The following is a 5,409-nucleotide window of genomic DNA, read 5'->3' as shown; positions in this document are numbered from 1 at the left end:
GCCGGGCCGCTCGACCACGGCGGCGGGGTCGCGGGCGATGCCGGTGACCCGGTGGCCACGGCGCAGCAGTTCATCGGCAACGCGCGACCCCACGCGGCCGGTAATGCCGATCAAGGCGATATTCATGGCGTGCTCCTGTAATGGTTTGGATAAGCCATGCTAGCCGTGGCGCCCGCACGCGCATACACCGCCGCGCGGAAAAGTCAGTTGCGCATCATGCAACTATTTCGCGCTGTGCCTGATACACCTGCAGATGCGTCCAGGCCACGCGCAGCATGGGCACATCCAGCCCCAGCGTGCGCGCACGATGCAGCATGTCGCCCACGATGTGCTCGGCCTCGACCCGCCCGCCCTGGCTCAGGTCGCGGAACATGGACGCCGTCATGCCCGATTCGCGGTCGGTCAGTACCTTCAGCGCCGCCGCATCGGCCTGCGCGCGTACTGTGTGGCCCGAAGCCGCCGCCACCTGCTGGCATTCGCGCAGCAGGTCGCGCACCAGGCCCTCGCCCTCGTCGGCGGAAACGATCTGTCCCACCGTGCCGCGCATCAGGCAGGTGGCCGAGGCCAGCGTGGTCAGGAACACGTACTTTTCCCACACATCCTGTTGAATGGCCGGGCTCAGGCGGCTGTCGAAGGCCGCGTCGGCCAGCGCCGCTTCCAGGGCCACGCAGCGTTCGCTGCGCGGTTCGCCCGCACGCTCGCCGAACACGAACACGGCGTGCTGGCCCAGGTGCCGCACCTGGCCCTGCGGGCCCAGAGTGGCGTTGATCTGGCACAGGCCGCCCAGCACGCGGGCGGCCCCGAACTCGGCGTCCAGGATGTCGTACTGCAGCACCCCGTTCATGATGGGCAGGATGGCCGTGTCCGGGCCCACCGCCGGCCGTATGGCCTCGATGGCGCTCGGCAGGTCATAGGCCTTGCAGCTCAGCACCACCACATCGTAGGGGTGCTCGACCTGGCTGTCGGTAACCAGCTGCGGCATGACCACCGCATCGCCGCGCGGGCTTTCAATGCGCAGGCCCTGCGTTCCCAGGGCCTGGGCGCGCGCCTCGCGCACCAGGAACGTCACGTCGGCGCCGGCCTGCGCGGCGCGCCCACCGAAATAACCGCCGGTACCGCCGGCGCCAAGAAACAACAGTCGCATCGATTTCTCCATAGACATGCACGCGCCCGTCACGGGCGCTCGATACCCGATTATGCACCCGGGGGCATCCAGCGCGCGGCAAGCTGCCTATAATCCATTCGCAGCGACTATCAGTACCGGTTTGCCAACCGGCGCCGCGCCCGACCCTATTCGCATCGCGTGCAGGAGCCCCGCGTTCATGACATTCCGTATTTCGCCGCCCAGTGCCGCCAGCGCACGGCGCCGCACCTTGCTGCGGCTGGGCGTGGCGCTGGGCGCGCTGATGGCCGGCAAGGCATATGCCCGGGCCCCGGCCAAGATCAAGGTGGTGGGCGTGTATACCGTGCCCATCGGCCAGCAATGGGTGTCGCGCGTGCACAAGGCCCTGGTGCTGGCCGAAACCCGTGGCGACATCGACTACCGCTACGCCGAGAACGTCAGCCACGATTACTACGAGCGTGTGCTGCGCAAGCACGCGGAAGAGGGCGCGCAACTGATCGTAGGCGAGGCTTTCCGCGCCGAAGAAGCCGCCCGCCGCGTGGCGCGCGCCTATCCCCAGGTGGGCTTCCTGATGGGCTCGTCAGGCCGGCCGCAACTGCCCAACTTCTCAGTGTTCGACAACTACATCCAGGAACCCGCCTACCTCACGGGCATGATCGCCGGCGGCCTGAGCGAAAGCGGCAAGATCGGCCTGGTGGGCGGCTACCCCATTCCGGAAGTCAACCGCCTGATGCACGCTTTCATGGATGGCGTGCGCGAGGTCAATCCCGATGCGGAATTCCGCGTCGCCTTCATTGGTTCGTGGTTCGACCCGCCCAAGGCCAGGAAAGCCGCGCTGGCCATGATCGACCAGGGCGTGGACGTGCTGTATGCCGAACGCTTCGGCGTGGCCGAGGCCGCGCAAGAACGCGGCAAGCTGGCCATTGGCAATGTCATCGATACCCAACCGCAGTATCCGGACACCGTCGTCGCCTCGGCGCTGTGGGACATGGGCCCCACCATCGACCGGGCGCTCACCATGGTGCAGCGCGGCACGTTCAAGGCGGACGACTACGGCAAGTATTCGCAAATGCGCTACGAAGGTTCCATGCTGTCGCCATTGGGCACCTTCGAAGGCAAGCTGCCGGGCGGCCTGATCGCCAGCATCGAGGCCCGCAAGAAAACCATCCTGGACGGCAGCTTCAGCGTCAAGATCAACGACAGCCCGCCGCGGTCCAGCGTGCCGTGAAGCGGAGGACCGCGGGTGTCTGGCTCCCGCCAGGGTGCCAGACACCCGTCCGTCAGGCCAGCGGCAGGTAGATGCGTGTTTTCAATTCGGCCGCGGGCGTGGTCTTGGGGTCGTTCACGTATTCTTCCCACATCGGGAAGTCCAGCGTCTCGTGGCCGCTGGCAGGCAGCCATTCCGAGAACAGCCAGGTGTAGGCGGCCTCGATCTCGCTGTACGGGCCGGTGTATTCCAGCACCGCACAGCGCGCCGCCGGCAACGCGAAGGGCTCGAACACCGGGTCGGCCGCCTTGCCTTCGGGCAGCGTGAAGCCGGCGCGCGAGCGCAGCTTGTCGGCCGGTACCTGGGCGGGGTCGTCGTAGTACACGCCGAACGAATGCGTGTCCGCGCCAATCAGGCTGCGGCTGGCGCCCAGCATGAACAGGCGGTCGAAGGTCGTGCCGATTTCCTGATAATCGCCCTGGTGCGGCAGGGTGGCCAGCGCGGCGCCGGGGAATTGCTCGATGGTAGTGGGATACATGCCAAGCTCCTTGGGATTGAAGGGCCTGGAGCGCGCATGCCGATAGCGGCCCGGCGGCATGCCGAATACCGTACCGAAAGCCCGGTTGAACGCGGCTTGCGATGTGTATCCGGCGCGTTGCGCCACCTGTTGCATGGGCCGGTCCCCGGCCAGGTCCACCGACGCCCGGTGCATGCGGATGCGCTGCACCGTGGCGTTTACCGTCTCGCCCATCAACGCGCGATACACGCGGTGAAAATGATAGGGCGACAGGCACGCCAGGTCGGCCAGGTGGTACAGGTCGGGCGACGCATCGGGATGCGAGGCCAGCCATTGCAGCACCGGTTCCAGCCGGTTGGCGTAGTGGATGCGGGTCGTGGATTTCATGCGTCCTCCAGTGGTTCCCACTGTATCGATGCCCGCTTTGCAGATTTTGCGGTTTTGCGGCCCCGAACCGGAAACCAGCCATGGCAATGCCTTAAGCCCGCGGCTGTGTGCATGTCGCGGGTATTGCCAGGTGCCTGGCTCCCGCGAGGGTGCCGGACACCGAAGTCAGGCAGGATACGTGCCCGGCAGCAGCACGCTGCGGTCGCCCGGCGCCAGCGATTTGCGGCCGCACAGCGCCATGGTGACGTCCATTTCCTTGTACAGAATTTCCAGGGTGCGCGTCACGCCGGCCTTGCCGTGGGCGCCCAGCCCGTAAAGGAAGGCGCGCCCGATCATGGTGCCGCGCGCGCCCAGCGCCACGGCCTTCAGCACGTCCTGGCCCGAACGGATACCGCCATCCATCCACACTTCGATGCGCGATCCCACCGCGTCGGCGATGGCAGGCAAAGCCGCGATGGACGACATGGCGCCATCGAGCTGGCGGCCGCCGTGGTTGCTGACGACCAAGGCGTCCGCGCCGCTATCGGCCGCCAGGCGCGCGTCTTCGACGTCCAGGATGCCTTTCAGGATGAGCTTGCCGCCCCAGCGCTGCTTGATCCATTCCACATCGGCCCAGCTCAGGCGCGGGTCGAACTGCTCGGCCGTCCAGGACGACAGCGACGACAGATCTTTCACGCCCTTGGCATGGCCCACGATATTGCCGAAGGTACGCCGCGGCGTGCCCAGCATGCCCAGGCACCAGCGCGGCTTGGTGGCCAGGTTGACCAGGTTGGCCAAGGTGGGCCTGGGCGGCGCCGACAGCCCGTTGCGTATGTCTTTGTGGCGCTGCCCCAGGATCTGCAAGTCCAGCGTCAGCACCAGCGCCGAGCAGCCGGCGGCCTTGGCGCGGTCGATCAGGTTGCCCACGAACTCGCGGTCGCGCATTACGTACAACTGGAACCAGAACGGTTTGCCGGTGGCGCGCGCCACGTCTTCGATCGAGCAGATGCTCATGGTCGACAAGGTGAACGGCACGCCGAACTCCGCCGCCGCCTGCGCCGCCACCATTTCGCCGTCGGCGTGCTGCATGCCCGTCAGGCCGGTGGGCGCGATGGCCACGGGCATGACCGCATCGGCGCCCGCCATGGTGGTGCGCAACGTACGGCCTTCCATGTCCACCGCCACGCGCTGGCGCAGCTTGATGCGCTGGAAGTCCGCCTCGTTGGCGCGGTATGTGCCTTCGGTCCAGGCGCCGGAATCGGCATAGTCGTAGAACATGCGCGGCACGCGCTTCTGCGCCAGCACGCGCAGGTCTTCAATGCAAGTGATCTTGGCAAGGCTCGGGTTCATGGGACACTATGGGAAAACACAGGGGCTGGACGGCGTAGCAAGTATACGCGCCGCCCCCTACGCATCGAGAGGAACACATGCAAGTCCCCCAACACGAAACCGTACACGTCATCGTCAAGGGCGTGGTGCAAGGCGTGGGCTACCGGCACGCCACGGTGCGGCGCGCCCACATGCTGGGCGTGACCGGCTGGGTACAGAACATGGAAGACGGCACCGTGCAGGCCTTGGTGCAAGGCACCCCCGACCAGGTCGACCATATGCTGGAATGGCTGCGCCGCGGCCCGCCCGCCGCCGTGGTGCGCGAACTGATCACCGAACGCGAATACACCGACAAGCGTTATGCACGCTTCGAACAGTTGTAGCCCCGCCACCCGACCACACGGAACACGCCCATGCCCGACCACGCGCCAGAACTGCCCCGCATCGCGCTCACCGTCAAGCCCGACTGGACCGACCTGTACGGCCACATGAATGCCGCCCGCTACGTGCGGGTGTTCGACCACATCGGCTTCCAGTTGCTGGACCCGCTGGGCGTGGGTGAAAGCTATACACGCGCCTCGCGCTGCGGCATCTACACCGTGGACATCGCCGTCAACTACCGCCGTGAACTGCTGGCCGGCGATCCGCTGGAACTGCGCGTTCGGGTGCTGGGCGCCGACACCAAGCGCGTGCTGTGCCTGATGGAACTGTTCCAGACTCGCGACAACTACCTGGCCGCCACCATGGAACAGCTGTCCGTGCACGTCAATCTGGAAACCCGGCGCAGCCAGGTGTTCCCCGAGGCGCTGGCCCAATCGCTGCAGGCCGCCGCGCAGGCCCACGCGGCCGCGCCGCTGCCCGAACGCC

At 66.9% G+C, this 5,409-nt stretch carries 7 protein-coding genes; 3 read left to right on the top strand and 4 right to left on the bottom strand.

Annotated elements, in window-relative coordinates; translation table 11 throughout:
• On the bottom strand, nt 1–126 hold a 126-nt coding region (locus tag LPZ50_RS21175), incomplete at its 3' end, for an NAD-dependent epimerase/dehydratase family protein (RefSeq protein WP_230664683.1).
• 88 nt (nt 127–214) lie between these two features.
• A complete protein-coding gene (panE, locus tag LPZ50_RS21170) occupies nt 215–1,144 on the bottom strand; it encodes a 2-dehydropantoate 2-reductase (RefSeq protein WP_230664681.1) in 930 nt (309 codons plus the stop codon).
• A gap of 178 nt (nt 1,145–1,322) precedes the next feature.
• On the opposite strand from panE, the gene LPZ50_RS21165 reads away from it, so the two are divergent.
• Complete coding sequence (locus LPZ50_RS21165) at nt 1,323–2,351, top strand: BMP family protein (RefSeq protein WP_230664679.1); 1,029 nt, start codon at nt 1,323–1,325, stop codon at nt 2,349–2,351.
• Between the two features lie 52 nt (nt 2,352–2,403).
• Here LPZ50_RS21165 and LPZ50_RS21160 read toward each other — a convergent pair whose 3' ends face one another.
• Entirely contained in the window at nt 2,404–3,234 is an 831-nt protein-coding gene (locus tag LPZ50_RS21160; RefSeq protein ID WP_230664677.1) for an AraC family transcriptional regulator, read from the bottom strand.
• 165 nt (nt 3,235–3,399) lie between these two features.
• Entirely contained in the window at nt 3,400–4,563 is a 1,164-nt protein-coding gene (locus tag LPZ50_RS21155) for an alpha-hydroxy acid oxidase (RefSeq protein ID WP_230664675.1), read from the bottom strand.
• Between the two features lie 77 nt (nt 4,564–4,640).
• Here LPZ50_RS21155 and LPZ50_RS21150 point away from each other — a divergent pair, with 77 nt between their 5' ends.
• Both LPZ50_RS21150 and LPZ50_RS21145 read left to right on the top strand, forming a co-directional pair.
• Nucleotides 4,641–4,925, top strand: a complete 285-nt coding sequence (locus tag LPZ50_RS21150; RefSeq protein ID WP_230664673.1) for an acylphosphatase — start codon at nt 4,641–4,643, stop codon at nt 4,923–4,925.
• A gap of 30 nt (nt 4,926–4,955) precedes the next feature.
• The coding region (locus tag LPZ50_RS21145) for a thioesterase family protein (protein ID WP_230664671.1) at nt 4,956–5,409 on the top strand (454 nt) is incomplete at its 3' end.

It is taken from the genome of Bordetella petrii, assembly GCF_020991325.1.
Taxonomy (GTDB): Bacteria; Pseudomonadota; Gammaproteobacteria; order Burkholderiales; family Burkholderiaceae_B; genus Bordetella_A; species Bordetella_A petrii_E.
Note: the sequence above shows the minus strand (reverse complement) of the source record. Positions and strands in the feature narration are given on the sequence as shown.